The sequence below is a fragment of the Streptomyces sp. NPDC107538 genome, from assembly GCF_055657445.1.
The window spans coordinates 72,616-98,454 of sequence record NZ_JBVKAY010000015.1; the positions used below are offsets into that span (position 1 = coordinate 72,616).

Annotated in this window: 23 protein-coding genes; 22 read left to right on the top strand and 1 reads right to left on the bottom strand. The window is 70.1% G+C overall.

Annotated features, from left to right (window positions below; all coding sequences use genetic code 11):
- The first annotated feature begins 88 nt into the window (after positions 1 to 88).
- From rpsD to nusB, 16 genes are all read left to right on the top strand, one after another.
- Positions 89 to 703: a 30S ribosomal protein S4 gene (rpsD, locus tag ACZ7MG_RS35920; protein WP_005485453.1), complete on the top strand. Its 615-nt coding sequence runs from the start codon at positions 89 to 91 to the stop codon at positions 701 to 703.
- Positions 704 to 912: 209 nt separating this feature from the next.
- Entirely contained in the window at positions 913 to 1,359 is a 447-nt protein-coding gene (locus ACZ7MG_RS35925; protein WP_471389818.1) for a DUF948 domain-containing protein, read from the top strand.
- A 9-nt stretch (positions 1,360 to 1,368) separates the two neighbouring features.
- Positions 1,369 to 1,713: a hypothetical protein gene (locus tag ACZ7MG_RS35930; protein ID WP_471389821.1), complete on the top strand. Its 345-nt coding sequence runs from the start codon at positions 1,369 to 1,371 to the stop codon at positions 1,711 to 1,713.
- On the top strand, positions 1,713 to 4,385 hold the full coding sequence (alaS, locus tag ACZ7MG_RS35935; protein WP_471389824.1) for an alanine--tRNA ligase: 2,673 nt from the start codon (positions 1,713 to 1,715) through the stop codon (positions 4,383 to 4,385). The genes ACZ7MG_RS35930 and alaS overlap by 1 nt, the downstream gene beginning before the upstream one ends.
- A gap of 38 nt (positions 4,386 to 4,423) precedes the next feature.
- On the top strand, positions 4,424 to 4,888 hold the full coding sequence (gene ruvX / locus ACZ7MG_RS35940; RefSeq protein ID WP_471389996.1) for a Holliday junction resolvase RuvX: 465 nt from the start codon (positions 4,424 to 4,426) through the stop codon (positions 4,886 to 4,888).
- Positions 4,889 to 5,012: 124 nt separating this feature from the next.
- Complete coding sequence (mltG, locus tag ACZ7MG_RS35945) at positions 5,013 to 6,806, top strand: endolytic transglycosylase MltG (RefSeq protein WP_471389827.1); 1,794 nt, start codon at positions 5,013 to 5,015, stop codon at positions 6,804 to 6,806.
- Complete coding sequence (locus tag ACZ7MG_RS35950) at positions 6,807 to 7,646, top strand: shikimate dehydrogenase (RefSeq protein ID WP_471389830.1); 840 nt, start codon at positions 6,807 to 6,809, stop codon at positions 7,644 to 7,646.
- Positions 7,647 to 7,766: 120 nt separating this feature from the next.
- A complete protein-coding gene (locus ACZ7MG_RS35955; protein WP_471389833.1) occupies positions 7,767 to 9,983 on the top strand; it encodes a xanthine dehydrogenase family protein molybdopterin-binding subunit in 2,217 nt (738 codons plus the stop codon).
- 28 nt (positions 9,984 to 10,011) lie between these two features.
- The gene (locus tag ACZ7MG_RS35960; protein WP_471389835.1) at positions 10,012 to 10,470 is read left to right on the top strand and encodes a (2Fe-2S)-binding protein; all 459 of its coding nucleotides are present in this window, start codon (positions 10,012 to 10,014) and stop codon (positions 10,468 to 10,470) included.
- A gap of 189 nt (positions 10,471 to 10,659) precedes the next feature.
- Positions 10,660 to 11,844: a chorismate synthase gene (gene aroC, locus ACZ7MG_RS35965; RefSeq protein WP_086762239.1), complete on the top strand. Its 1,185-nt coding sequence runs from the start codon at positions 10,660 to 10,662 to the stop codon at positions 11,842 to 11,844.
- A 32-nt stretch (positions 11,845 to 11,876) separates the two neighbouring features.
- Entirely contained in the window at positions 11,877 to 12,359 is a 483-nt protein-coding gene (locus ACZ7MG_RS35970; protein ID WP_471389999.1) for a shikimate kinase, read from the top strand.
- Positions 12,356 to 13,447, top strand: a complete 1,092-nt coding sequence (aroB, locus tag ACZ7MG_RS35975) for a 3-dehydroquinate synthase (protein ID WP_471389839.1) — start codon at positions 12,356 to 12,358, stop codon at positions 13,445 to 13,447. Before ACZ7MG_RS35970 ends, aroB begins: the two co-directional genes overlap by 4 nt.
- Before the next feature lie 177 nt (positions 13,448 to 13,624).
- Complete coding sequence (locus ACZ7MG_RS35980; protein WP_471389842.1) at positions 13,625 to 14,617, top strand: AAA family ATPase; 993 nt, start codon at positions 13,625 to 13,627, stop codon at positions 14,615 to 14,617.
- 172 nt (positions 14,618 to 14,789) lie between these two features.
- Entirely contained in the window at positions 14,790 to 15,896 is a 1,107-nt protein-coding gene (locus ACZ7MG_RS35985; protein ID WP_471389845.1) for an aminopeptidase P family protein, read from the top strand.
- A gap of 59 nt (positions 15,897 to 15,955) precedes the next feature.
- Positions 15,956 to 16,522, top strand: a complete 567-nt coding sequence (efp, locus tag ACZ7MG_RS35990) for an elongation factor P (protein ID WP_033532566.1) — start codon at positions 15,956 to 15,958, stop codon at positions 16,520 to 16,522.
- A gap of 2 nt (positions 16,523 to 16,524) precedes the next feature.
- Positions 16,525 to 16,959, top strand: a complete 435-nt coding sequence (nusB, locus tag ACZ7MG_RS35995) for a transcription antitermination factor NusB (RefSeq protein WP_471389848.1) — start codon at positions 16,525 to 16,527, stop codon at positions 16,957 to 16,959.
- Positions 16,960 to 17,081: 122 nt separating this feature from the next.
- Here the strand turns inward: nusB and bldD are convergent, their stop codons facing one another.
- Positions 17,082 to 17,582, bottom strand: coding sequence for a transcriptional regulator BldD (gene bldD / locus ACZ7MG_RS36000; RefSeq protein WP_007380685.1), 501 nt, complete (start codon positions 17,580 to 17,582; stop codon positions 17,082 to 17,084).
- A gap of 219 nt (positions 17,583 to 17,801) precedes the next feature.
- Between bldD and pyrR the strand changes: the two genes are divergently transcribed.
- The 6 genes from pyrR (at position 17,802) to carB (ending at position 25,822) form a co-directional block, all read left to right on the top strand.
- The gene (pyrR, locus tag ACZ7MG_RS36005) at positions 17,802 to 18,407 is read left to right on the top strand and encodes a bifunctional pyr operon transcriptional regulator/uracil phosphoribosyltransferase PyrR (protein WP_471389852.1); all 606 of its coding nucleotides are present in this window, start codon (positions 17,802 to 17,804) and stop codon (positions 18,405 to 18,407) included.
- Between the two features lie 89 nt (positions 18,408 to 18,496).
- Positions 18,497 to 19,528, top strand: coding sequence for an aspartate carbamoyltransferase catalytic subunit (locus ACZ7MG_RS36010; protein ID WP_392311847.1), 1,032 nt, complete (start codon positions 18,497 to 18,499; stop codon positions 19,526 to 19,528).
- A gap of 4 nt (positions 19,529 to 19,532) precedes the next feature.
- Positions 19,533 to 20,819 carry a dihydroorotase gene (locus tag ACZ7MG_RS36015; RefSeq protein ID WP_471389854.1) on the top strand — a complete coding sequence of 429 codons (1,287 nt, stop codon included), beginning with the start codon at positions 19,533 to 19,535 and terminating at the stop codon, positions 20,817 to 20,819.
- Positions 20,816 to 21,382, top strand: a complete 567-nt coding sequence (locus ACZ7MG_RS36020) for a PH-like domain-containing protein (RefSeq protein WP_471389857.1) — start codon at positions 20,816 to 20,818, stop codon at positions 21,380 to 21,382. Before ACZ7MG_RS36015 ends, ACZ7MG_RS36020 begins: the two co-directional genes overlap by 4 nt.
- Complete coding sequence (gene carA / locus ACZ7MG_RS36025; protein ID WP_471389860.1) at positions 21,379 to 22,521, top strand: glutamine-hydrolyzing carbamoyl-phosphate synthase small subunit; 1,143 nt, start codon at positions 21,379 to 21,381, stop codon at positions 22,519 to 22,521. The genes ACZ7MG_RS36020 and carA overlap by 4 nt, the downstream gene beginning before the upstream one ends.
- Complete coding sequence (carB, locus tag ACZ7MG_RS36030) at positions 22,514 to 25,822, top strand: carbamoyl-phosphate synthase large subunit (RefSeq protein WP_471389863.1); 3,309 nt, start codon at positions 22,514 to 22,516, stop codon at positions 25,820 to 25,822. Before carA ends, carB begins: the two co-directional genes overlap by 8 nt.
- Positions 25,823 to 25,839: the final 17 nt, after the last annotated feature.

Here is a 25,839-nt window from a genome sequence, read left to right on the forward strand (position 1 = left end):
ACACGTCCCTCGCGGACTGACGGGATTCCCCGGCTGCGGATGCGACCTCCCGTAACCCTGAGGCAGCCGAAGAGGAAAAGGAAAAGAAGTGGCGAACCAGTCCCGCCCCAAGGTCAAGAAGTCGCGTGCCCTCGGCATCGCGCTGACCCCGAAGGCCGTCAAGTACTTCGAGGCCCGCCCCTACCCGCCGGGTGAGCACGGCCGCGGCCGCAAGCAGAACTCGGACTACAAGGTCCGTCTGCTCGAGAAGCAGCGTCTGCGCGCGCAGTACGACGTGTCCGAGCGTCAGCTCGTCCGCGCCTACGAGCGTGCCTCCAAGGTCCAGGGCAAGACCGGTGAGGCCCTGATCATCGAGCTGGAGCGCCGTCTCGACGCGCTGGTCCTGCGTTCGGGCATCGCCCGCACGATCTACCAGGCCCGCCAGATGGTCGTCCACGGCCACATCGAGGTCAACGGCCACAAGGTCGACAAGCCGTCCTTCCGCGTCAAGCCGGACGACGTCGTCATGGTCCGTGAGCGCAGCCGTCAGAAGCCGCTGTTCGAGGTCGCCCGCGAGGGTGGCTTCGCCGCGGACGGTGAGACCCCCCGCTACCTGCAGGTGAACCTCAAGGCCCTGGCGTTCCGCCTGGACCGCGAGCCGAACCGCAAGGAAGTTCCGGTCATCTGCGACGAGCAGCTCGTCGTCGAGTACTACGCCCGTTGATCCCTCCCCAGGGTTCTCGGCGGTCGTAGGACACCCGCACCGAGCGTCAGCCCGTCGTCCCCCCGCCCTTTCCGGCGGGTGGGACGGCGGGCTCTCGCCTTGCTGAGACGGGTGTTCCGCTCGGCATTAATGCGGTTCTGAGCGATCGCCCCGGCGCGATAGGCTCGGGGGCACGACTTTCCGACGTTCAGGCGAGTTCCAGGGAGCGGGTGCGCACAGTGTCCGGTGGCGAGGTGGCCGGGATCCTGGTGGCCGTCTTCTGGGCGATCCTGGTCTCCTTCCTCGCCGTCGCGCTGGCGAGGCTGGCCCAGACGCTCAAGGCGACCACCAAGCTCGTGGCGGACGTGACCGACCAGGCCGTCCCCCTCCTCGCCGAGGCGTCCACCGCCGTCCGCTCCGCGCAGACCCAGATCGAGCGGGTCGACGCCATCGCGTCCGACGTCCAGGAGGTCACGTCGAACGCCTCGGCGCTCTCCACGACCGTCGCGTCCACGTTCGGCGGCCCCCTGGTGAAAGTCGCCGCCTTCGGGTACGGCGTCCGCCGCGCCCTCGGCCGCAAGGACGAAGCGCCCGCCAGGGAGCCCCGGCGTACCGTGATCGTGGGCCGGACCCTCTCCCGGCGGGAGAAGCGCAGCGCCCGTGAAAAGAGGGACTGAGAGCCAGCCATGTTCCGCCGAACCTTCTGGTTCACCACCGGCGTCGCCGCCGGTGTCTGGGCCACCACCAAGGTCAACCGCAAGCTGAAGCAGCTGACCCCCGAGAGCCTCGCCGCGACCGCGGCCAACAAGGCGCTGGAGACGGGGGCGCGCGTCAAGGACCGCGCGGTCGGCTTCGCGCTCGACGTCCGCCACAACATGGAGCGGCGGGAGGCGGAACTCGAGGACGCGCTCGGCATCCAGGAGGACCCCGAACTCCCCGCGCCCCGGCGGTACACCGCCATCGAGAACCGCACACCCCCGAGGTACACCGAGACCTCGACTTACCCGTACAACCGGAATGAGGACCACTGATGGAGTCGGCCGAGATTCGTCGCCGCTGGTTGAGCTTCTTCGAGGAGCGCGGTCACACCGTTGTCCCTTCGGCGTCGCTCATCGCGGACGACCCGACTCTGCTCCTGGTCAACGCGGGCATGGTCCCGTTCAAGCCGTACTTCCTCGGTGAGGTCAAGCCCTCCTTCAACCGTGCCACCAGCGTGCAGAAGTGCGTCCGTACGCCGGACATCGAGGAGGTCGGCAAGACCACCCGGCACGGCACCTTCTTCCAGATGTGCGGCAACTTCTCCTTCGGCGACTACTTCAAGGAAGGCGCCATCCAGCACGCCTGGGAGCTGCTCACCAGCCCCCAGGACAAGGGTGGTTACGGCCTGGAGCCGGAGAAGCTCTGGATCACCGTCTACAAGGACGACGACGAGGCCGAGCGCATCTGGCACGAGCAGATCGGCGTGCCCAAGGAGCGCATCCAGCGCCTCGGCAAGAAGGACAACTACTGGTCCATGGGCGTTCCCGGCCCGTGCGGCCCGTGTTCCGAGATCAACTACGACCGCGGCCCCGAGTTCGGCGTCGAGGGCGGCCCGGCCGTCAACGACGAGCGGTACGTGGAGATCTGGAACCTGGTCTTCATGCAGTACGAGCGCGGCGAGGGCACCTCGAAGGAAGACTTCGAGATCCTCGGCGAGCTGCCCAGCAAGAACATCGACACGGGCCTCGGCCTGGAGCGCCTCGCCATGATTCTGCAGGGCGTGCAGAACATGTACGAGATCGACACCTCCATGGCCGTCATCGACAAGGCCACCGAACTGACCGGCGTCCGCTACGGCGACGCCCACCAGTCCGACGTCTCCCTGCGCGTGGTCACCGACCACATCCGCACCGCCGTGATGCTCATCGGCGACGGCGTCACCCCCGGCAACGAGGGACGCGGCTACGTCCTGCGCCGCATCATGCGCCGCGCCATCCGCAACATGCGGCTCCTCGGCGCCACCGGACCGGTCGTCCAGGACCTCATCGACGTCGTCATCGGCATGATGGGGCAGCAGTACCCGGAGCTCGTCACCGACCGCAAGCGCATCGAGACGGTGGCCCTCGCCGAGGAGGCCGCCTTCCTCAAGGCCCTCAAGGGCGGCACCAACATTCTCGACACCGCCGTCACCGAGACCAAGCAGGCCGGCGGCCAGGTCCTCTCCGGCGACAAGGCCTTCCTGCTCCACGACACCTGGGGCTTCCCCATCGACCTCACCCTGGAGATGGCCGCCGAACAGGGCCTCTCCGTGGACGAGGACGGCTTCCGCCGCCTGATGAAGGAGCAGCGGGACCGCGCCAAGGCCGACGCCCGTGCCAAGAAGACCGGCCACGCCGACCTCGGTGCCTACCGTGAGATCGCCGACGCCGCCGGCGAGACCGAGTTCATCGGCTACTCGGACACCGAGGGCGAGTCCACGGTCGTCGGCATCCTCGTGGACGGGCTGTCCTCGCCCGCCGCCACCGAGGGCGACGAGGTCGAGATCGTCCTCGACCGCACCCCGTTCTACGCCGAGGGCGGCGGTCAGATCGGTGACACCGGCCGGATCAAGGTCGACTCCGGTGCCGTCATCGAGATCCGCGACTGCCAGAAGCCGGTCCCGGGCGTGTACGTCCACAAGGGCGTCGTCCAGGTCGGCGAGGTGACCGTCGGCGCCAAGGCCCAGGCCTCCATCGACGGCCGCCGCCGCACGGCCATCGCCCGCGCCCACTCGGCCACCCACCTCACCCACCAGGCCCTGCGCGACGCCCTCGGCCCGACGGCCGCCCAGGCCGGTTCCGAGAACCAGCCCGGCCGCTTCCGCTTCGACTTCGGCTCCCCGTCCGCCGTCCCGACGGCCGTGATGACCGACGTCGAGCAGAAGATCAACGAGGTGCTCTCCCGCGACCTGGACGTCCACGCGGAGATCCTGAGCCTCGACGAGGCCAAGAAGCAGGGCGCCATCGCCGAGTTCGGAGAGAAGTACGGCGAGCGGGTCCGCGTCGTCACCATCGGCGACTTCTCCAAGGAGCTGTGCGGCGGTACGCACGTCCACAACACCTCGCAGCTCGGCCTGGTCAAGCTGCTCGGCGAGTCCTCCATCGGCTCCGGTGTGCGCCGTATCGAGGCCCTGGTCGGCGTGGACGCCTACAACTTCCTCGCCCGTGAGCACACGGTCGTCGCCCAGCTCCAGGAGCTGATCAAGGGCCGCCCGGAGGAGCTTCCGGAGAAGGTTTCGGCCATGCTCGGCAAGCTGAAGGACGCCGAGAAGGAGATCGAGAAGTTCCGCGCCGAGAAGGTGCTGCAGGCCGCCGCCGGGCTCGCCGAGTCCGCCAAGGACGTCTCCGGCGTCGCCCTGGTGACCGGCCAGGTCCCGGACGGCACGACCGCCGACGACCTCCGCAAGCTCGTGCTCGACGTACGCGGACGCATCCAGGGCGGCCGGGCCGCCGTGGTCGCCCTGTTCACCGCCGTGAACGGCAAGCCGCTGACGGTCATCGCCACCAACGAGGCCGCCCGCGAGCGTGGCCTGAAGGCCGGTGACCTGGTCCGTACGGCCGCCAAGACCCTCGGCGGCGGCGGTGGCGGCAAGCCGGACGTCGCCCAGGGCGGTGGCCAGAACCCGGCCGCCATCGGCGAGGCCGTGGACGCGGTCGAACGCCTGGTCGCCGAGACGGCCAAGTGAGTACGCACGATCACAGCAGCGAAGACGACGGCCCGGCCATGCGCCGCGGCCGTCGGCTCGCGATCGATGTCGGCGACGCCCGGATCGGGGTCGCCTCCTGCGACCCCGACGGGATCCTTGCCACGCCCGTGGAGACCGTGCCGGGACGCGATGTCCCCGCGGCTCAGCGGCGATTGAGACAACTGATCGACGAGTACGTACCTATCGAGGTAATCATCGGACTCCCGCGCTCCCTCAAGGGAGGAGAGGGCCCGGCCGCGGTCAAGGTGCGGGGGTTCGCCCAGGAGTTGGCGCGCATGATCGCGCCCGTTCCGGTCAGACTTCTCGACGAGAGGATGACCACAGTGACGGCGAGTCAAGGACTGCGTGCCTCAGGTGTGAAATCCAAAAAGGGCAGGTCGGTCATTGACCAGGCAGCGGCCGTGATCATCCTGCAACAGGCGCTGGAATCCGAACGGGCGTCAGGTAAAGCTCCGGGCGAGGGCGTCGAAGTGGTCATCTGATCGCGATACGGTAACGTTCCGCGCGATGTGGTGGCCTTCGAACAGCCACCGCACAAAAAGAGGCGGGGACGAAAGCCGAGCCACAGGCCCCGCGTGACCGCCGCCTCGCGGCTCTAGGGGATCGATGACTGAGTATGGCCGGGGCCCAGGCTCCGAACCGTGGCATCCGGACGACCCGTTGTACGGGGACGGCGGATGGGACGGACAGCAGGCCCAGGGGGGCCAGCAGTCCGGCTACGGCGGCCAGCCGCAGCAGCACTACCCGGAGCAGCAGTACCAGCAGTACGGCGATGGAAACGGCAACGGCGGCTGGAACAACGGCCATCAGGGCCACCAGGACGGCTACGCCCACCAGCAGTACCAGCAGGAGTACGGCGCCCCCGGCCAGCAGTACCCCGGCCAGGACCAGCACCAGCAGCAGTACACGGGTCACGGCCAGCAGCAGTACGACCAGGGCAACGGCGCCTGGAACAACGGAACACATACCCACCAGCAGGCACAGGGTGCGTACGTCCCCGACCCGGCCGACCCCTACGGTCAGCAGCAGGCGATCGGCTACGGCGCCGGCCAGCAGGACTTCTACGGCACCCCCGACGCGTATCCGCCACCGGAGCCGCCCTCGCGCCGACGCGCGGAGACCACGCCCGCGCCGGACCCCGAGGCCGAGAAGCCGCCGGCCGCCGAGCGGACCGACTGGGATCCCGGGCCGGACCAGGGCGAACACGCGTTCTTCGCGGGCGGCGCCGATGACGACGAAGCCGACGAGGCCGAGGAGCGCACCGGCCGGGGCGACCGCAAGGGCCGCGGCGGCAAGTCCAAGAAGCCGGGCAAAGGTGGCAAGAAGCGCCGCAGCGGGTGTGCGTGCCTGGTGGTCGTCATGGTTTTCGGTGGTGGGTTCGCCGGAGTGAGCTATTTCGGGTACCAGTTCTTCCAGAGCCGCTTCGGCGATGTGCCTGATTACTCGGGTAACGGCACGAACGAGACCGTGACGATCACGGTCGCCAAGGGTGAGTTCGGCTCGGTGATCGGGCAGAAACTGAAGGCGGCCGGCGTCGTCAAGAGCGTGGATGCCTTCACAACGGCGCTGGCGCAGAATCCCGACCGGCCCAATATTCAGGCGGGCGTTTATCTCCTCAAGAAGGAGATGTCCGCTGAAAGCGCTATCTCTCTGATGCTCGACCCGAAGAGCCAGAACAACTTCACCGTCATCGAAGGCGAGCGGAACAACGACGTCTACGCCAAGATCGACACGGAGTTGGGGATCAAGAAGGGGACAACCAAGGAATTCGCCGAGAAAAAGTGGGAGACACTCGGTCTTCCCGACTGGGCGAACGACAACGACGACATCAAGGACCCGCTGGAAGGATTCCTCTACCCGTCCACGTATCCGGTCGCCAAGGGCATGAAGCCCGAGGCTGTCCTCAAGGAAATGGTCGACCTTGCCAAGGCGAAGTACGAGCAGTTCGATCTGGAGGACAAGGCCAAGGGGCTGAAGCTGGAGAATCCGCTCCAGGTGCTCACCGTGGCGAGCCTCGTACAGGCCGAGGGGAACAACGCGAAGGACTACAAGAAGATCGCGCGGGTCGTCTACAACCGGCTTGAGCCCAATAACGCGGAGACGGCCGGACTGCTCGACTTCGACTCGACGGTCAATTACCTGCGCGGTGAATCGAAGTTGGCGACCGGCTCGGTCGACTCGCTGCGGCAGATCGATGACCCGTACAACACATACAAGGTGTACGGATTGCCGCCCGGGCCGATCGGAAATCCTGGTGACGAGGCGATCGAGGGCGCTCTCAAGCCGGCAAAGGGCGACTGGTACTACTTCGTGTCACTGCGTGACGAAACGCTGTTCGCCGTGACCAACGAAGAGCACAACAAGAACCGCAGAAAGTACCAGGAAGAACAGAACGGATAGATGAGCCGCACCGCCACCAACCGCCGCGCCGCCGTGCTCGGTTCGCCGATCGCCCACTCGCTCTCCCCGGTGCTGCACCGCGCCGCGTACGCCGAACTCGGCCTCGCCGACTGGTCGTACGACCGTTTCGAGGTCGACGAGGAGGCTTTGCCGGGGTTTGTCGAGAAGCTGGGGCCGGAGTGGGCGGGGCTGTCGCTCACGATGCCGCTCAAGCGGGCGGTCATTCCGCTGCTGGACGAGATCAGCGAGACGGCGACCTCGGTCGAGGCCGTCAACACGCTGGTGTTCACGGAGGACGGACGGCGGGTCGGCGACAACACCGACATCCCCGGGATGGTCGCCGCCCTGCGGGAGCGGGGCATCGAGCAGGTGGAGTCGGCCGCGATCCTCGGCGCCGGCGCCACGGCGTCGTCCGCGCTGGCCGCGCTCGCCCGGATCTGCACCGGCGAGGTCGTGGCGTACGTACGGAGCGAGGCCCGGGCCGCCGAGATGCGGGAGTGGGGCGAGCGGCTGGGCATCGAGGTGCGTACGGCGGACTGGGCGGAGGCCGAGCGGGCGCTGAGCGCTCCGCTGGTCATCGCCACCACCCCGGCCGGGGCGACGGATGTGCTCTCCGGGGCGGTGCCCGAGCGGCCGACGACGCTGTTCGACGTGCTGTACCACCCCTGGCCCACCGAGCTGGCGGCGCGCTGGTCCGCGTACGGAGGTGCCGTGGTCAGCGGGCTCGATCTGCTGGTCCACCAGGCGGTTCTGCAGGTCGAGCAGATGACCGGGTGCAAGGCGGCACCGGTGGCGGCCATGCGCACGGCGGGGGAGCGGGCGCTGGCCGAGCGCGGCTGAGCGTCCGGGGCTGCGAGACGGGGTGTGCTGATCCCGTGAAACCGCTGTACCAGGCGGTAACCAGCGGCGATCATCACCGAGCGGCCCGGCGGCGTAGGCGGGGCGCTGAACGGAGCCTCCATGTCACGTCACTCCCGGCACTCCCGGCGCAGGTTTCTCACGTATCTGGTGGCCGCGCCCACACTCGCCGTCGCGACCAAGATCGGTCTGGACGTCTATGAACCGGGCAGCGCGGAGGCGGCGATCCCCACGCTGCCGGCGCCGGCGGACCTGGTGGACCTCGGCGATCTGCTGATCCTGGCCGGGGCGCCCACGGCGAACATGCTGGTGCTGAGCGTCGACGAGGAGGGCGTCGCCCACTTCCGGCTGCCGAGGGAAGAGGTCGGGCAGGGGCTCACCACGGCGGTGGCGATGCTGGTGGCGGAGGAGTTGGACACCCCGCTCGACCGGGTGCGTGTTCAACTGGACGACGCCCGCCCCGAGTTGCTCTTCAACCAGCTCACCGGCAGTTCCAACTCCATCCGCTCGCTGTACGACCCGGTGCGGCGTACGGCGGCTGCCGCGCGGGCCCGGCTGGTCGGGACCGCCGCCAAGCAATGGGGGCTCGGTGCCCAGGACTTGACGGTGCGTCAGGGGGTCGTGGTCGCACCGGACGGGCGTACCGCCTCCTACGGCTCACTGTCGGTGGCCGCCGCCTCCCTCGACCTCGGCTCCCTCGTCGTCACGCCGAAGAAGGAGTCGGAGCACACCCTCGTCGGCACCCCCACCTCCCGCATCGACGCCCGTGCCCTGGTCACCGGCAAGCAGGCCTACACACTCGACCTCGACATACCCGGGGCCAAGCCCTGCATGGTGCGCCGGCCGCCGACGATCAACGGCACGGTGAAGGCGGTGAACAACGAGGCCGCCGTACGGGCCATGCCGGGTGTCCTGGACGTGGTCACGATCGACACGGGGGTCGCCGTCGTCGCGGAAACGTTCGGGCAGGCCCTCGGCGGCAAGGAGGCGCTGGATGTCACCTGGGGCCCGGGGAGCGTCGACGCGCTGTCGGACGCGGGCATCAGGGCGAAGCTGAAGACGGCCACGCCGTCGCTGGATGTGCTCGGGCCGCTGGTGAAGAAGGTGGAGGGGGAGTTCGACTTCGCGTTCGCCAGTCACGCGCCTCTGGAGACGAACTCGGCGGTCGCGGATGTGCGGGAGGACCGGGCCGAGGTCTGGTCGGGGCTCAAGTCGCCGATCGTCGCGCAGGCCGCCATCGCCAAGGCCGTCGGACTGCCGGTGTCCAAGGTGAAGGTCCACGTCGTGCAGTCGGGCGGGTCCTTCGGGCGGCGGCTCTTCTTCGACGCGGCGCTGGAGGCCGCCGTCGTGTCCAAGAGGAGCGGGCGGCCCGTTCGGCTGATGTGGTCGCGGATCGACGACATGCGGCACGGGCGGATGCGGCCCGCCACCCACCACCGGGTCCGGGCCACGTACGCGGCCGGGCAGGTGCTCACCTTCACCCATCAGGTGGCAGCGGTGGAGACCGACTTCCGGCACGGCCTCGGCGACGCGATCACCGCGGCCGCGGCGAGCCTGCCGTCCGGCATCGGCAACGCGACCTTCGCGCAGACCCTGTTCCTCACCACGGTGAAGTCCCCGTACCACTTCGGGCTCACCACGCAGACGCTCACCGAGGTGCCGATCAGGATGCACACCGGGTCGTGGAGGTCCGTGTACTCGGCCAACACCCGCGGCGCCGAGGAGATCATCGTCGACGAGCTGGCGGCGAAGCTCGGCAAGGACCCGGTCGCCTTCCGGCGCGAGTTCCTGAAAACGGCACGGCAGCGGGCCGTACTCGCCAAGGTCGCGGAGGAAGGGGAGTGGGGGCGGAGCCTGCCCGAGGGCTGGGCGCAGGGCGTCGGCTTCCACGACGAGTACAAGGCCTGCACGGCCTGTCTCGTCGAGATCGACGCCACCGACCCGAAGAAACCCCGGGTGACCAAGGCGGTCATCGCGGCCGACGTGGGCCGGGTGATCAACCCGCGCGGCTTGGAGGCCCAACTGCTCGGCGGGCTCACGGACGCCATCTCCACCACCCTGCGGGCCGGGCTGCACATCGACGAGGGGCTGCCGCTGGAAGGCAGCTACTCGCAGTTCCACTACGCCCGCCAGAAGGACTCCCCGAAGGACGTCAGGATCTTCGTCATCGAGGGCGCCGACGAACCCGGCGGCGCGGGCGAACTCGGCGTCCCGGCCGCCGTCGGCGCCGTCGCCAACGCCTACGCGCGAGCCACCGGCACCAAGCCGCGCAGCTTCCCCGTCAACTTCGACGTGGACTTCACGCCCTTCCCCCGCTGAGCCGGCCGGAGAAACCAGGAGCACATCCATGCCCTCGCACACCTTCACCGTCAACGGCGAGACCGTCACCGTAGACGCCCCCGACGACCTGCCCCTGCTGTGGGCGCTGCGCGATCTGCTCGGCGTCCGCGGCCCCAAGTACGGCTGCGGCATCGACGTCTGCAAGGCCTGCACCAGCCACCTCGACGGCGAGGCCGTACGGCCTTGTGTCGTGCCGGTCGCCGAGGCGGCGGGCCGGGAGGTCACCACCATCGAGGGCCTGGCCGACGGGGACCGGCTGCACCCCGTCCAGGAGGCCTGGCTGGAGCAGGACGTCGCCCAGTGCGGCTACTGCCAGCCCGGCCAGATCATGGCCGCCGTCGCCCTGCTCAAGCGGACCAGCGACCCCACCGACGCCGACATCGACGCGATCGCGAACGTCTGCCGCTGCGGCACGTACTTCCGCATCCGCGAGGCGATCAAGAGCGCGGCGGCGAAGATGGCGTGACCCGCGGCGGCGCGCCGCGCCGCGTGCGGGCCCGTCCGTCTGCTGGACCCGTGACCGGGTCCCGCCCCGGACGTGGGAGGATCGGAGACGGCGGGCCGGGGCCGCGCACCCGGGAGCCGTCGCCGTACGCGAGGACGCGCGTACACGTAGGCAGCACGCAGTACAGGGCGCGAGCACTGAGGAGCACCGTTGAGCAGGTTGCGCTGGCTGACCGCGGGGGAGTCCCACGGTCCCGCACTTGTCGCGACGCTGGAGGGTCTTCCCGCCGGCGTGCCGATCACCACGGAGATGGTGGCGGACCACCTGGCCCGGCGGCGACTGGGCTATGGGCGCGGTGCCCGGATGAAGTTCGAGCGCGACGAGGTCACCTTCCTCGGCGGTGTGCGGCACGGCCTCACCATGGGCTCCCCGGTGGCGATCATGGTCGGCAACACCGAGTGGCCGAAGTGGGAGCAGGTCATGGCGGCGGACCCGGTCGACCCGGAGATCCTGGCCGGGCTGGCCCGCAACGCCCCGCTGACCCGTCCCCGGCCCGGTCACGCGGATCTGGCCGGGATGCAGAAGTACGGCTTCGACGAGGCCCGGCCGGTCCTGGAGCGCGCCTCGGCCCGTGAGACCGCCGCCCGTGTGGCCCTCGGTGCCGTCGCCCGGTCGTACCTGAAGGAGACGGCCGGGATCGAGATCGTCAGCCATGTCGTCGAGCTGTGCTCGGTGAAGGCCCCGCAGGGCGTGTACCCGACCCCGGCCGACGTGGAGAAGCTGGACGAGGACCCGCTGCGCTGCCTCGACGCGGACGCGTCGAAGGCGATGGTCGCCGAGGTCGACCAGGCCCACAAGGACGGCGACACCCTCGGCGGAGTCGTGGAGATCCTGGCGTACGGCGTGCCCGTGGGCCTGGGCTCGCACGTGCACTGGGACCGGAAGCTGGACGCCCGCCTGGCGGGTGCGCTGATGGGCATCCAGGCGATCAAGGGCGTCGAGATCGGCGACGGCTTCGAGCTGGCGCGGGTGCCCGGCTCCAAGGCCCACGACGAGATCGTGAACACCCCCGAGGGCATCCGGCGTGTCTCCGGCCGCTCCGGCGGCACCGAGGGCGGGCTGACCACGGGCGAGTTGCTGCGGGTCCGGGCGGCGATGAAGCCGATCGCGACCGTGCCGCGCGCCCTGCAGACCGTGGACGTGACCACGGGCGAGGCCACGCAGGCCCACCACCAGCGCTCCGACGTCTCCGCGGTCCCGGCCGCCGGCATCGTCGCCGAGGCCATGGTCGCCCTGGTCCTCGCGGACGCGGTCGCGGAGAAGTTCGGCGGCGACAACGTCGTCGAGACGGCCCGCAACGTCCGCTCCTACCTCGACCACCTCGCGATCCGGTGAGCCCGGTGCCTCTGGTCGTCCTCGTCGGCCCCATGGGCGTCGGCAAGTCCACCGTCGGACAGCTCCTCGCCGAGCGGCTCGGCGTCGCCTATCGCGACACCGACGACGACATCGTGGCCGCACAGGGCCGTGAGATCGCGGAGATCTTCGTCGACGAGGGCGAGCCCGCCTTCCGCGCCATCGAGAAGCAGGCCGTCCACACGGCACTCGCCGCCCACGACGGCGTCCTCGCCCTCGGCGGCGGCGCCATCCTCGACGCCGACACGCGCGCCCTGCTGGCCGGGCAGCGGGTCGTCTACCTCTCCATGGACGTCGAGGAGGCGGTCAAGCGCACCGGCCTCAACGCCGCCCGCCCGCTGCTGGCCGTCAACCCCCGTAAGCAGTGGCGGGAGTTGATGGAGGCCCGGCGGAGCCTGTACGAGGAGGTCGCCACGGCCGTCGTCGCCACCGACGGCCGTACGCCCGAGGAAGTCACCCGAGCGGCCCTGGACGCACTGGAGTTGAAGGAAGCATGAGCGAGACAGTGACCCGTATCCAGGTCGGCGGTACGGCGGGTACCGAGCCGTACGAGGTCCTGGTGGGGCGTCAACTCCTGGGTGAGCTGGGCGGGTTGATCGGCAACCGGGTCAAGCGGGTCGCGGTGATCCACCCGGAGGCGCTGGAGGGCACGGGAGAGGCGCTGCGGGCCGATCTGGCCGAGCAGGGGTTCGAGGCCGTGGCGATCCAGGTGCCGAACGCGGAGGAGGCCAAGACGGCCGAGGTCGCGGCGTACTGCTGGAAGGCGCTGGGGCAGTCCGGGTTCACCCGGACCGATGTGATCGTGGGTGTCGGTGGTGGCGCCACCACGGACCTCGCCGGTTTCGTGGCGGCGACCTGGCTGCGCGGGGTGCGCTGGATCGCCATCCCGACCACCGTGTTGGCGATGGTGGACGCGGCGGTGGGCGGCAAGACCGGTATCAACACCGCCGAGGGCAAGAACCTGGTGGGTTCCTTCCACCCGCCGGCCGGGGTGCTGTGCGACCTGGCCGCGCTCGATTCCCTGCCGGTCAACGACTACGTCTCCGGTCTCGCGGAGATCATCAAGGCCGGGTTCATCGCCGACCCGGTGATCCTGGACCTGATCGAGGCCGACCCGCAGGCGGCCCGTACGCCCGCCGGGCCGCACACCTCGGAGCTGATCGAGCGGTCGATCCGGGTCAAGGCCGAGGTCGTCTCCGGTGACCTGAAGGAGTCCGGGCGCCGGGAGATCCTCAACTACGGGCACACGCTGGCCCACGCGATCGAGAAGAACGAGCGCTATCAGTGGCGCCATGGCGCGGCCGTGTCCGTCGGCATGCACTTCGCAGCCGAACTGGGGCGCCTGGCGGGCCGGTTGGACGACGCGACCGCCGACCGGCACCGCACGGTCCTGGAAGCGGTGGGGCTGCCGTTGACCTACCGCTACGACCAGTGGCCCCGGCTGCTGGAGACGATGAAGGTCGACAAGAAGTCCCGGGGCGATCTGCTGCGCTTCATCGTCCTGGACGGTCTGGCCAAGCCCACCGTGCTGGAGGGGCCCGACCCGGCGATCCTCCTCGCCGCCTACGGCGAAGTGGGACAGTAACGCACGCTCGGGGACGACTTGCCCGATTCGCCTTGTGTCCATGGCCACTTGGGCACTTCGGGCTGTCCCCGGCCGTTCACCAAACGGCGGCCGGGGACGGTACCGTTCGGTAAGGGCGGGGTCGAAAGGCCCCGCCCGCCAGTGTCGATGTGACTGTACGAGACGGAGTGGCACCGGATGCAGCACGCAGTGGGAGCTCCGCTGCCGCCGCCCCATCGGCCGGGGCAGGACCCGGCGGCCCCTTGGTCGCCGCCCGCGAACCAGCAGGGACACCCGGCTCCTCAGCACCCGGGAGCGCCGGGCGCGCATCCCCCGCAGCACACAGGAGCGGGCCACCCGGTGCCTCCGGGCACGCACCCGGGCCCCGTGCCGCCACCCCCGCCCGCGCCCATGGCCCCGCCCACACCGGCCGGGCCGCCCGCCTCCGCGCCCCCGCCCGCCCCTCCCGGCTCGGTGCCGCCCGCGCCGGGCTTCGCCGGGAGCCCCGGGCATCCGCACACCTCGGCCCCGCAGCAGCCCGGGATCCCGCGGGACACCACCGGACACGTGCAACTGCCGCCGGGCGGCCCGGTCACCATGCCGCCGCCCGCCACCGGCGCGCCCGACGTCACGGCCACCACCCTTGCCGTCCTGCTCATCGGGCCCGCCGGGGCGGGCAAGACGAGCGTCGCCAAGTACTGGGCGGACCACCGCCGGGTGCCCACCGCGCACATCAGCCTGGACGACGTACGGGAATGGGTGCGCTCGGGCTTCGCGGACCCGCAGTCAGGCTGGAACGACAACTCCGAGGCGCAGTATCGTCTCGCCCGCCGCACCTGCGGCTTCTCCGCCCGGAACTTCCTGGCCAACGGCATTTCCTGCATTCTCGACGACGCCGTGTTCCCCGACCGCCCGGTCGTCGGCCTCGGCGGCTGGAAACGGCACGTCGGCCCCGGTCTGCTGCCCGTCGTCCTCCTGCCGGGCCTGGAGATTGTCCTCGAACGCAACGCCGAGCGCTCGGGCAACCGCCGCCTCACCGACGAAGAGGTCGCCCGCATCCACGGCCGGATGGCGGGCTGGTACGGCTCGGGCCTGCCGATCATCGACAACTCCCAGCTCGACGTCCCGGCCACGGCCCGAGTCCTGGACGAGGTCCTGGCACGGTCGATCGCCAGCCCCCCGAAGTGGTAGGCACAGCGCACTGAAGCCCGCGCCCCGACAGGGGCGCGGGGAACTGCGCGACAAGCCCCCACCGGCTCGCGGACGGCACACAACCCCCGACCGCACCCCCGTGCTCCGCACAGTGCCCCCAGTCGGCCCCACTCGACCGGCGCCCCACCGGCGAAGCTCATACGCTCGGCACATGTCTGAGGTCTACGCGGCTCGCCGAGCCCGGCTGAGAGAACGCTGCCACGCCGGCGGCAGCGCCACCGCACTCGTGACCCGCCCCGCCAACGTCCGGTACCTGGCGGGCGCGGCACCCAGGGGAGCCGTCCTGCTGCTGGGCCGGGGCGAGGACATCCTCGTCTGCGGTGCCCCGCCGAGCGGTGAGATCGGCGAGGGCCGGCCCGACGAGGCCGTACGCGTCCAGGTGCTGCCGAGCCCCGGCGGCGACCCGGCGGTCGCCGCGGCCGACCTGGCCACCGCTCCGGGCGCCGAGTCGCTCGCCGTGGAGGAACACCACCTCACCGTCGGCCGGCACCGGGCGATCCGCTCGGTCGCGCCCCGGCTGCGGCTCGCCGACCTGGGTGGCGCGGTCGAACAGCTGAGGGTGATCAAGGACGAGGAGGAGATCTCCTGTCTGCGGATCGGCGCGGAGATCGCCGACCAGGCCCTGGGTGAACTCCTCGAATCGATCCTCGTCGGCCGCACCGAGCGCCACCTCGCCCTGGAACTGGAGCGCCGCCTCGTCGACCACGGCGCCGACGGCCCCGCCTTCACCACCTCCGTCGCCGCCGGCCCGAACTCCGGTCGCCCCGGTCACATCCCGACCGACCGCAGGGTCGAGGAGGGCGACTTCCTCTCCGTCTGCCTCGGCGCGACGTACCGCGGCTACCGCTGTGAGATCGGCCGTACCTTCGTGATCGGGACCTCGCCCGCGGACTGGCAGATCGAGCTGTACGACCTGGTCTTCGCAGCCCAGCGGGCCGGACGGGAGGCGCTGGCACCCGGCGCGGCCTACCGTGCCGTGGACCGCGCGGCCCGCCAGGTCCTGGACTCCTCGGGGTACGGAGAAGGCCTCCCGGTACTGATGGGGCACGGGGTCGGACTGGAAATCGACGAGGACCCGCAGTTGGCCCCCGCGGCCATGGGTAAACTGGACGCTTGCGTGCCGGTCACCGTCGAACCGGGGGTCCACCTCCCGGGCCGGGGCGGCGTCCGGATCGATGACACGCTCGTCGTACGCCCCGAGGCGGACGGCGGACCCGAGCTACTCACCATCACGACCAAGGAGCTGCTCGCGCTCTAGCTCATCGGCTGGGCGCGTGGCCCGGGGTCGTCCACGTCAGTCCAGGAGATTCCGCAACCGTGGCTTCCACGAACGACCTCAAGAACGGCCTGGTGCTCAAGCTCGAAGGCGGCCAGCTCTGGTCCGTCGTCGAGTTCCAGCACGTCAAGCCCGGCAAGGGCCCGGCCTTCGTGCGCACCAAGCTCAAGAACGTGCTCTCCGGCAAGGTCGTCGACAAGACGTTCAACGCCGGCGTCAAGGTCGAGACGGCCACTGTCGACAAGCGCGACATGCAGTTCTCCTACATGGACGGCGAGTACTTCGTCTTCATGGACATGGAGACCTACGACCAGCTGATGGTCGACCGCAAGGCCGTCGGCGACGCCGCCAACTTCCTGATCGAGGGCTTCACCGCCACCGTCGCGCAGCACGAGGGCGAGGTGCTCTTCGTGGAGCTGCCGGCCGCCGTCGAGCTCGTGATCCAGGAGACCGAGCCGGGCGTCCAGGGCGACCGCTCCACCGGTGGCACCAAGCCCGCCACGCTGGAGACCGGCCACCAGATCCAGGTGCCGCTCTTCATCACCACCGGCGAGAAGATCAAGGTCGACACCCGTACCAGCGACTACCTCGGCCGGGTGAACAGCTAACCGTGGCTGCCCGTAACACGGCCCGTAAGCGCGCCTTCCAGATCCTCTTCGAGGGCGACCAGCGCGGGGTCGACGTCCTGACCGTCCTCGCGGACTGGATCCGGCACGCCCACAGCGACACCCGGCAGCCGCCGGTCAGCGAGTACACGATGCAGCTCGTCGAGGGCTATGCCGAGTACACGAAGCGGATCGATGAGCTGATCGCGCAGTACTCGGTGGGCTGGACGCTCGACCGGATGCCGGTCGTCGACCGCAACATCCTGCGCCTCGGGGCGTACGAGCTGATCTGGGTCGACGCGACGCCGGACGCGGTGGTGCTGGACGAGATGGTGCAGCTGGCGAAGGAGTTCTCCACGGACGACTCACCGTCGTTCGTGAACGGTCTCCTGGGGCGGCTGAAGGACCTGAAGCCTTCGCTCCGCCGGGACGACGCCTAGGCACGACGCGCAGGTACGACGCGGGGGGAAACCCCTCAAGTGCGAAAAACCGCCGGGGTGCCCCGAACCGAATGGTTCGGGGCACCCCGGCGGCACGTTTCTGCTGGGCGCTGCCCGGGGTGTCAGCTGTCCTCGTGGGAGACCGCGCGACGCGCGTCCGCGTCCAGGACGCCCCAGCTGATCAGCTGCTCGGTGAGGACCGAGGGGGACTGGTCGTAGATGACGGCGAGTGTGCGCAGGTCGTCCTGGCGGATCGAGAGCACCTTGCCGTTGTAGTCACCGCGCTGGGACTGGATCGTCGCCGCGTAACGCTGCAGCGGGCCCGCCTTCTCGGCCGGCACGTGCGCCAGACGCTCCAGGTCCAGGACCAGCTTCGGCGGCGGCTCGGCGGCGCCACCAGGGGTCGTCCCAGGAAGCAGCTCCTGCACAGGGACCCCGTAGAAGTCCGCCAGCTCCGCGAGGCGCTGCACGGTGACGGCGCGGTCGCCGCGCTCGTACGAACCGACCACGACCGCCTTCCAGCGTCCCTGGGACTTCTCCTCGACACCGTGGAGGGAAAGGCCCTGCTGGGTGCGGATGGCCCGGAGCTTGGCCCCGAGCTGTTTGGCGTATTCGCTGGACATATAGCTCCCCGGACGAAGGCTGGTGACTCACTGTGAGGTTACGCAGCGTGACTCTGCCCCGTCAAGCCGAATGGTCCGGACCGACTCTTCCGTGGTAACCGCGTTCCGTTGGGCCAGGGGGGTGATCAGGGGCGTTGTCGGGGCCTGCTAACGTTGACGGCGCAAATCCGACGTCCTTTAAGGTCCGTCCCGTGAGGCGGAGAAGGAGGTCCGTTTCTTATGGACACGCAAGACCCGCAGAACACGCGGCAGGACCTGCCCCAGGATCCGCAGTCGTCCGATGCGCGGCCCGTTCTCGAAGGCCCCGACATCGCGCGCGTGCTGACCCGTATCGCCCACGAGATCGTCGAACGTGCCAAGGGCGCCGACGACGTGGTGCTCCTCGGCATTCCGACCCGGGGCGTCTTCCTCGCCCAGCGGCTCGCCGCCAAGCTCGCCGAGATCACCGACCGGAAGATCCCGGTCGGCTCGCTCGACATCACCATGTACCGCGACGACCTGCGCATGCACCCGCCGCGTGCGCTGGCCCGCACCGAGATCCCCGGTCACGGCATCGACGGCCGTCTGGTCGTCCTCGTCGACGACGTGCTCTTCTCCGGCCGGACGATCCGCGCGGCGCTCGACGCGCTGAACGACATCGGCCGCCCGCGCGCGGTGCAGCTCGCGGTCCTCGTCGACCGGGGCCACCGCGAACTGCCCATCCGCGCCGACTACGTCGGCAAGAACCTCCCCACGTCGCTGCGGGAGACGGTCAAGGTCCAGCTCGCCGAGGAGGACGGTCGGGACACCGTCCTGCTCGGTGCGAAGCGGACCGCCCAGCAGTAGCACGCGCGCGTGCGGCCCTGTGCCGTACGTCCCCTCGCGATGCCCCTGACTGCCCGTAATCTCCCGAACTGCCTTACGGAGCCTGAAAGATGCAGCGTCATCTCATCTCGGCCGCCGACCTCACCCGTGACGACGCCGTCCTGATCCTCGACACCGCCGAGGAGATGGCCCGGGTCGCCGACCGGCCGATCAAGAAACTGCCGACCCTGCGCGGCCGCACGATCGTCAACCTCTTCTTCGAGGACTCCACCCGCACCCGGATCTCCTTCGAGGCCGCCGAGAAGCGCCTCTCGGCGGACGTCATCAACTTCACCGCCAAGGGATCGAGCGTGTCCAAGGGCGAGTCCCTGAAGGACACCGCCCAGACGCTGGAGGCCATGGGCGTCGACGCGGTCGTCATCCGGCACGGCGCCTCGGGGGCCCCGTACCGCCTGGCGACCTCGGGCTGGATCGACGCCGCCGTGATCAACGCCGGCGACGGCACCCACCAGCACCCCACCCAGGCACTGCTGGACGCCTTCACCATGCGCCGCCGTCTCGTCGGCCGGGACGCCGGGCTCGGCCAGGACCTGTCCGGCAAGCGGATCACGCTCGTCGGCGACGTCCTGCACAGCCGTGTCGCCCGCTCCAACGTCGATCTGCTGCACACCCTCGGCGCCGAGGTCACCCTGGTCGCCCCGCCCACCCTGGTCCCGGTCGGCGTCGAGACCTGGCCCTGCGAGGTGTCGTACGACCTCGACAGCACGCTCGCCAAGTCCGACGCGGTGATGATGCTGCGGGTGCAGCGGGAGCGGATGAACGCCGCGTTCTTCCCGACCGAGCGCGAGTACTCGCGGCGGTACGGCCTCGACGGCGACCGCATGGCGCGGATGCCCGAGCACGCCATCGTGATGCACCCCGGCCCGATGGTCCGGGGCATGGAGATCACCGCCGAGGTCGCCGACTCCGACCGCTGCACCGTCGTCGAGCAGGTCGCCAACGGCGTCTCCATCCGCATGGCCGTGCTGTACCTGCTGCTGGGCGGCAACGAGCCCGCCGTCGCCCACCCGTCGCCCGCCACCACCCTTTCAACGAGGCGCTTCGCGCCCACCTCTGAATTCCGCACCACCGAGGAGAAGTAAGTCCATGAGCAAGATCCTGATCCGTGGTGCGAAGGTGCTGGGCGGCGAGCCGCAGGACGTCCTGATCGACGGCGAGATCATCGCCGAGGTGGGCACCGGCCTGTCGGACGAGGGCGCGGTGGTCGTCGAGGCAGACGGCAAGGTGCTGCTGCCGGGCCTCGTCGACCTGCACACCCACCTCCGCGAGCCCGGCCGCGAGGACTCCGAGACCGTGCTGACCGGCACGCGCGCGGCGGCCTCCGGCGGCTACACGGCCGTCTTCGCCATGGCCAACACCTTCCCCGTCGCCGACACCGCCGGTGTGGTCGAGCAGGTCTACCGGCTCGGCCAGGAGCACGGCTACTGCGACGTCCAGCCGATCGGCGCCGTCACCGTCGGCCTGGAGGGCAAGAAGCTCGCCGAGCTGGGGGCCATGCACGAGTCGGCCGCCGGGGTCACCGTCTTCTCCGACGACGGCAAGTGCGTCGACGACGCGGTGATCATGCGCCGCGCCCTGGAGTACGTGAAGGCCTTCGGCGGGGTCGTCGCCCAGCACGCGCAGGAGCCCCGGCTGACCGAGGGCGCCCAGATGAACGAGGGCATCGTCTCCGCGGAGCTGGGCCTCGGCGGCTGGCCGGCGGTGGCCGAGGAGTCGATCATCGCCCGGGACGTCCTGCTCGCCGAGCACGTCGGCTCGCGCGTCCACATCTGCCACCTGTCGACCGCCGGGTCCGTCGAGATCGTCCGCTGGGCCAAGTCCCGTGGCATCGACGTCACCGCCGAGGTCACCCCGCACCACCTCCTCCTCACCGACGAGCTGGTGCGCACCTACAACCCCGTCTACAAGGTCAACCCGCCGCTGCGCACCGAGCGCGACGTGCTGGCCCTGCGCGAGGCGCTCGCCGACGGCACGATCGACATCGTGGCCACCGACCACGCCCCGCACCCGCACGAGGACAAGGACTGCGAGTGGGCCGCCGCCGCCATGGGCATGGTGGGCCTGGAGACCGCGCTGTCGGTGGTCCAGGAGACGATGGTGGCCACCGGTCTGCTCGACTGGGCGGGCGTCGCGGACCGCATGTCCGTCAAGCCCGCGAAGATCGGACAGGCGTCCGGTCACGGACGTCCCGTCTCGGCAGGTGAGCCCGCCAACCTCACGCTCGTCGACACGGCATACCGTGGGCCGGTGGAACCCGCGGGCTTCGCCTCGCGCAGCCGCAACACCCCCTACGAGGGCCGCGAGCTGCCGGGCCGTGTCACGCACACGTGGCTGCGGGGCAAGGCCACGCTCGTCGACGGGAAGCTCACGTGACACCTGTAATTCTGCTGGCCGCCGAGAAGGAATCGGCCGAGGTCACCGACTGGGCCGCGCGCATCGGCTGGGTCGTCGGACTCGCCCTCTTCGTCGCGCTCGTCTACTGGCTGATGCGCGAGGGCTGGAAGTGGCGCGGCACGCTCCAGGGCGATCTTCCGGAGCTGCCCACCTCGCCGGAGGAGCCCGGTGCGGCCAGACTGACGATGAGCGGCCGCTACCACGGCTCCACCACCGCCGGGCAGTGGCTCGACCGGATCGTGGCGCACGGCCTGGGCACCCGCAGCCGGGTCGAGCTGACCCTGACGGACGCGGGCCTGGACGTCGTACGCCCCGGAGCGACGGACTTCTTCGTCCCGGTCGAGGCGCTGCGCGAGGCCCGGCTCGACAAGGGCATCGCCGGCAAGGTCCTCACCGAGGGCGGGCTGCTGATCGTCACCTGGGAGCACGGCGGCAGGCTGCTCGACTCCGGGTTCCGCTCCGACCGCGCGGCCGAGCACAACGAGTGGGTCGAGACCCTGAACCAGATGATCAACAAGACGGAAACGGAAGGCGCACGATGACGACCTCCACCCGGGGAGCCACCAGGGTTCCCGCCGTACTCGTCCTGGAGGACGGCCGGATCTTCCGCGGCCGTGCCTACGGGGCCGTGGGGGTGACCTTCGGCGAGGCCGTGTTCTCCACCGGGATGACCGGCTACCAGGAGACGCTGACGGACCCGTCGTACCACCGCCAGGTCGTCGTCATGACCGCCCCGCACGTCGGCAACACCGGTGTCAATGACGAGGACCCCGAGTCGAAGAAGATCTGGGTCTCCGGATACGTCGTCCGCGACCCCGCGCGCGTGCCCTCCAACTGGCGCTCCCGGCGCTCCCTGGACGACGAACTGCGCGCCCAGGGCGTCGTCGGCATCTCCGGTATCGACACGCGCGCTCTGACCCGCCATCTCCGTGAGCGCGGCGCCATGCGCGTCGGCATCTTCTCCGGCAACGCGCTGCCCGACGAGGGCGTCATGCTCACCGAGGTCCGCGAGGCCCCCGAGATGAAGGGCGCGAACCTCTCCGCGGAGGTCGCCACCAAGGAGACGTACGTCGTCCCGGCGATCGGCACGAAGAAGTTCACCGTCGCCGCCGTCGACCTCGGTATCAAGGGCATGACCCCGCACCGCATGGCCGAGCGCGGCATCGAGGTGCACGTCCTGCCCGCCACGGCGACCGCCGAGGACGTCTACGCCGTGAACCCGGACGGAGTCTTCTTCTCCAACGGCCCCGGCGACCCGGCCACCGCCGACCACCCGGTCTCCGTCATGCGGGCGGTCCTGGAGCGCGGCACCCCGCTCTTCGGCATCTGCTTCGGCAACCAGATCCTGGGGCGCGCGCTCGGCTTCGGCACCTACAAGCTGAAGTACGGCCACCGGGGCATCAACCAGCCGGTGCAGGACCGTACGACCGGCAAGGTCGAGGTCACCGCGCACAACCACGGCTTCGCCGTCGACGCCCCGCTCGACCAGGTCTCCGAGACCCCCTACGGCCGCGCCGAGGTCTCCCACGTCTGCCTCAACGACAACGTGGTGGAGGGGCTCCAGCTCCTCGACCGGCCGGCCTTCAGCGTCCAGTACCACCCCGAAGCGGCAGCGGGCCCGCACGACGCCGCCTACCTGTTCGACCGCTTCGTATCCCTGATGGAGGGCCAGCGTGCCTAAGCGCACCGATATCCAGTCCGTCCTGGTCATCGGCTCCGGCCCGATCGTCATCGGCCAGGCCGCCGAGTTCGACTACTCCGGCACCCAGGCATGCCGCATCCTGCGCGCCGAGGGCCTGCGCGTGATCCTCGTCAACTCCAACCCGGCGACGATCATGACCGACCCGGAGATCGCCGACGCCACCTACGTCGAGCCGATCACCCCCGAGTTCGTCGAGAAGATCATCGCCAAGGAGCGCCCGGACGCCCTCCTGCCCACCCTCGGCGGTCAGACGGCCCTCAACACGGCCATCTCGCTGCACGAGGCCGGGACGCTGGAGAAGTACGGCGTCGAGCTGATCGGCGCCAACGTCGAGGCCATCAACAAGGGCGAGGACCGCGACCTCTTCAAGGACGTCGTCGAGGCCGTCCGCGCCAAGATCGGGCACGGCGAGTCCGCCCGCTCGGTCATCTGCCACTCCATGGACGACGTCCTCGCGGGCGTCGAGACCCTCGGCGGCTACCCCGTCGTCGTCCGCCCCTCCTTCACCATGGGTGGCGCCGGCTCCGGCTTCGCCCACGACGAGGAGGAGCTGCGCCGCATCGCCGGCCAGGGCCTGACCCTGTCTCCCACCACCGAAGTGCTCCTGGAGGAGTCCATCCTCGGCTGGAAGGAGTACGAACTGGAGCTGATGCGCGACAAGAACGACAACGTCGTGGTCGTCTGTTCCATCGAGAACTTCGACCCCATGGGCGTCCACACCGGCGATTCGATCACGGTCGCGCCCGCGATGACGCTGACCGACCGCGAGTACCAGGTGCTGCGTGACGTCGGCATCGCGATCATCCGCGAGGTCGGCGTGGACACCGGCGGCTGCAACATCCAGTTCGCGGTCAACCCCGAGGACGGCCGGGTCATCGTCATCGAGATGAACCCGCGCGTGTCCCGTTCCTCGGCGCTGGCCTCCAAGGCGACCGGCTTCCCGATCGCGAAGATCGCCGCGAAGCTCGCCGTCGGCTACACGCTCGACGAGATCCCGAACGACATCACCGAGCAGACCCCGGCCTCCTTCGAGCCGACGCTCGACTACGTGGTCGTCAAGGCCCCGCGGTTCGCCTTCGAGAAGTTCCCGTCCGCCGACTCCTCCCTGACCACGACCATGAAGTCGGTCGGCGAGGCCATGGCGATCGGCCGCAACTTCACCGAGGCGCTGCAGAAGGCGCTGCGGTCGCTGGAGAAGAAGGGCAGCCAGTTCGTCTTCGTCGGCGAGCCCGGCGACAAGGCGGAGCTGCTGGAGGAGTCGGTCCGGCCGACCGACGGGCGCATCAACACCGTCATGCAGGCCATCCGCGCGGGCGCCACGGCCGAGGAGGTCTTCGAGTTCACGAAGATCGACCCGTGGTTCGTCGACCAGCTCTTCCTGATCAAGGAGATCGCGGACGAGCTGGCCGCCGCCGACAAGCTCGACCCGGACCTGCTGGCGGAGGCCAAGCGCCACGGCTTCTCCGACCAGCAGATCGCCGAGATCCGCGGGCTGCGCGAGGACGTCGTGCGCGAGGTCCGGCACGCGCTGGGCGTACGCCCGGTCTACAAGACGGTCGACACCTGCGCCGCCGAGTTCGCCGCGAAGACGCCGTACTTCTACTCCTCCTACGACGAGGAGTCGGAGGTCGCCCCGCGCGAGAAGCCGGCCGTGATCATCCTCGGCTCCGGCCCGAACCGCATCGGCCAGGGCATCGAGTTCGACTACTCGTGCGTCCACGCCTCCTTCGCGCTGAGCGACGCGGGCTACGAGACCGTGATGGTCAACTGCAACCCGGAGACCGTCTCCACGGACTACGACACCTCCGACCGCCTCTACTTCGAGCCGCTGACCCTCGAAGACGTGCTGGAGATCGTGCACGCCGAGTCGCTGGCCGGCCCGATCGCGGGCGTCGTCGTCCAGCTGGGCGGCCAGACCCCGCTGGGCCTGTCGCAGGCGCTCAAGGACAACGGCGTCCCTGTCGTCGGCACCCCGCCGGAGGCCATCCACGCCGCAGAGGACCGCGGCGCCTTCGGCCAGGTCCTCGCCGAGGCCGGACTCCCCGCGCCCAAGCACGGCACCGCGACCACCTTCGCCGGCGCCAAGGCCATCGCCGACGAGATCGGCTACCCGGTCCTGGTCCGCCCGTCGTACGTGCTCGGCGGACGCGGCATGGAGATCGTGTACGACGAGGCCCGCCTGGAGTCGTACATCGCCGAGTCGACTGAGATCAGCCCCTCCCGGCCGGTCCTCGTCGACCGCTTCCTCGACGACGCCATCGAGATCGACGTGGACGCCCTGTACGACGGCCACGAGCTGTACCTCGGCGGCGTCATGGAGCACATCGAGGAGGCCGGTATCCACTCCGGCGACTCGGCGTGCGCCCTCCCCCCGATCACCCTCGGCGGCTTCGACATCAAGCGGCTGCGCGCCTCCACCGAGGCCATCGCCAAGGGCGTCGGCGTGCGCGGTCTGATCAACATCCAGTTCGCGATGGCCGGGGACATCCTCTACGTCCTGGAGGCCAACCCGCGCGCCTCCCGCACGGTCCCCTTCACCTCGAAGGCGACCGCGGTGCCGCTGGCCAAGGCCGCCGCCCGGATCTCGCTCGGCGCGACCATCGCCGAGCTGCGGACCGAGGGTCTGCTTCCGGCCAACGGGGACGGCGGTGAGCTGCCGCTCGACGCGCCGATCTCCGTCAAGGAGGCCGTGATGCCGTGGTCGCGCTTCCGCGACATCCACGGGCGCGGTGTCGACACCATCCTCGGCCCGGAGATGCGCTCCACCGGCGAGGTCATGGGCATCGACTCGGTCTTCGGCACGGCGTACGCCAAGTCGCAGGCCGGCGCGTACGGGCCGCTGCCCACCAAGGGCCGCGCGTTCATCTCGGTCGCCAACCGCGACAAGCGTTCGATGATCTTCCCGGCGCGTGAGCTGGTCGCCCACGGCTTCGAGCTGCTCGCCACGTCCGGCACGGCCGAGGTGCTCCGGCGCAACGGCATCAACGCCACCGTCGTGCGCAAGCAGTCCGAGGGCACCGGCCCGAACGGTGAGAAGACCATCGTCCAGCTCATCCACGACGGCGAGGTCGACCTCATCGTCAACACCCCGTACGGCACCGGCGGCCGCCTCGACGGCTACGACATCCGTACGGCGGCCGTGGCCCGGTCCGTGCCCTGCCTGACGACGGTCCAGGCGCTCGCCGCCGCCGTCCAGGGCATCGACGCGCTCAACCACGGAGACGTGGGCGTGCGCTCGCTCCAGGAACACGCCGAACACCTGATCGCGGCCCGCGACTAGCAGCCCTGAGGGGGACA

Coding starts and splice junctions, on each gene's coding strand:
- ACZ7MG_RS35930 (WP_471389821.1), top strand. CDS start 1,369: ATGTTCCGCCGAACCTTCTGGTTCACCACCGGCGTCGCCGCCGGTGTC.
- alaS (WP_471389824.1), top strand. CDS start 1,713: ATGGAGTCGGCCGAGATTCGTCGCCGCTGGTTGAGCTTCTTCGAGGAG.
- ruvX (WP_471389996.1), top strand. CDS start 4,424: ATGCGCCGCGGCCGTCGGCTCGCGATCGATGTCGGCGACGCCCGGATC.
- mltG (WP_471389827.1), top strand. CDS start 5,013: ATGACTGAGTATGGCCGGGGCCCAGGCTCCGAACCGTGGCATCCGGAC.
- ACZ7MG_RS35950 (WP_471389830.1), top strand. CDS start 6,807: ATGAGCCGCACCGCCACCAACCGCCGCGCCGCCGTGCTCGGTTCGCCG.
- ACZ7MG_RS35955 (WP_471389833.1), top strand. CDS start 7,767: ATGTCACGTCACTCCCGGCACTCCCGGCGCAGGTTTCTCACGTATCTG.
- ACZ7MG_RS35960 (WP_471389835.1), top strand. CDS start 10,012: ATGCCCTCGCACACCTTCACCGTCAACGGCGAGACCGTCACCGTAGAC.
- ACZ7MG_RS35970 (WP_471389999.1), top strand. CDS start 11,877: ATGGGCGTCGGCAAGTCCACCGTCGGACAGCTCCTCGCCGAGCGGCTC.
- aroB (WP_471389839.1), top strand. CDS start 12,356: ATGAGCGAGACAGTGACCCGTATCCAGGTCGGCGGTACGGCGGGTACC.
- ACZ7MG_RS35980 (WP_471389842.1), top strand. CDS start 13,625: ATGCAGCACGCAGTGGGAGCTCCGCTGCCGCCGCCCCATCGGCCGGGG.
- ACZ7MG_RS35985 (WP_471389845.1), top strand. CDS start 14,790: ATGTCTGAGGTCTACGCGGCTCGCCGAGCCCGGCTGAGAGAACGCTGC.
- bldD (WP_007380685.1), bottom strand. CDS start 17,582: ATGTCCAGCGAATACGCCAAACAGCTCGGGGCCAAGCTCCGGGCCATC.
- pyrR (WP_471389852.1), top strand. CDS start 17,802: ATGGACACGCAAGACCCGCAGAACACGCGGCAGGACCTGCCCCAGGAT.
- ACZ7MG_RS36010 (WP_392311847.1), top strand. CDS start 18,497: ATGCAGCGTCATCTCATCTCGGCCGCCGACCTCACCCGTGACGACGCC.
- ACZ7MG_RS36015 (WP_471389854.1), top strand. CDS start 19,533: ATGAGCAAGATCCTGATCCGTGGTGCGAAGGTGCTGGGCGGCGAGCCG.
- carA (WP_471389860.1), top strand. CDS start 21,379: ATGACGACCTCCACCCGGGGAGCCACCAGGGTTCCCGCCGTACTCGTC.